General features: G+C 47.5%; 1 protein-coding gene. It reads left to right on the top strand.

Annotation, left to right across the window (positions count from 1 at the left end; translation table 11 throughout):
• Positions 1-732 (top strand): phospho-N-acetylmuramoyl-pentapeptide-transferase (mraY, locus tag R8O10_RS24950; RefSeq protein WP_318191921.1); only part of this gene is annotated, 732 nt, incomplete at both ends.

Consider the following 732-nt stretch of genomic DNA (forward strand, 5'->3'; position numbering starts at 1 on the left):
GTGGTACTCCTACTATGGGCGGTATCATGATTTTGGCTGCTATTTCGATCACGATTCTATTGTGGACTGATTTATCCAACCCTTATGTTTGGGCGGTACTGACGGTGTTGCTAGGTTATGGCGCCGTTGGCTTTGTCGATGATTATCGCAAAGTCGTGCGTAAAAACACCGATGGTTTGATCGCGCGTTGGAAGTATTTCTGGCAGTCTTTGATCGCATTTGTTGTGGCATTTGCTCTATACGCTTATGGTAAAGACACAGCAGCGACGCAGCTTGTCGTACCATTCTTTAAAGACGTGATGCCACAGCTTGGTCTGATGTACATCATTCTGACTTACTTCGTGATTGTTGGCACCAGTAATGCGGTAAACCTCACTGATGGTTTAGATGGTTTGGCTATCATGCCGACGGTACTGGTTGCTGCAGGCTTTGCCGTTATCGCTTGGGCGACTGGTAACGTTAACTTTTCTGGATATCTGCACATCCCATATCTACCGCACGCCTCTGAGCTTGTTGTGGTATGTACGGCGATTGTGGGCGCGGGTCTTGGGTTCTTATGGTTCAACACCTATCCAGCACAAGTATTTATGGGTGACGTAGGCTCTCTTGCGCTAGGTGGTGCACTAGGCACTATCGCTGTTTTGGTTCGTCAAGAATTGGTGCTGGTTATCATGGGCGGTGTATTTGTAATGGAAACACTGTCTGTAATCCTCCAAGTCGGTTCATACAAGC

This window comes from Vibrio sp. 1727, from assembly GCF_033344415.1.
Classification (GTDB): domain Bacteria; phylum Pseudomonadota; class Gammaproteobacteria; order Enterobacterales; family Vibrionaceae; genus Vibrio; species Vibrio alginolyticus.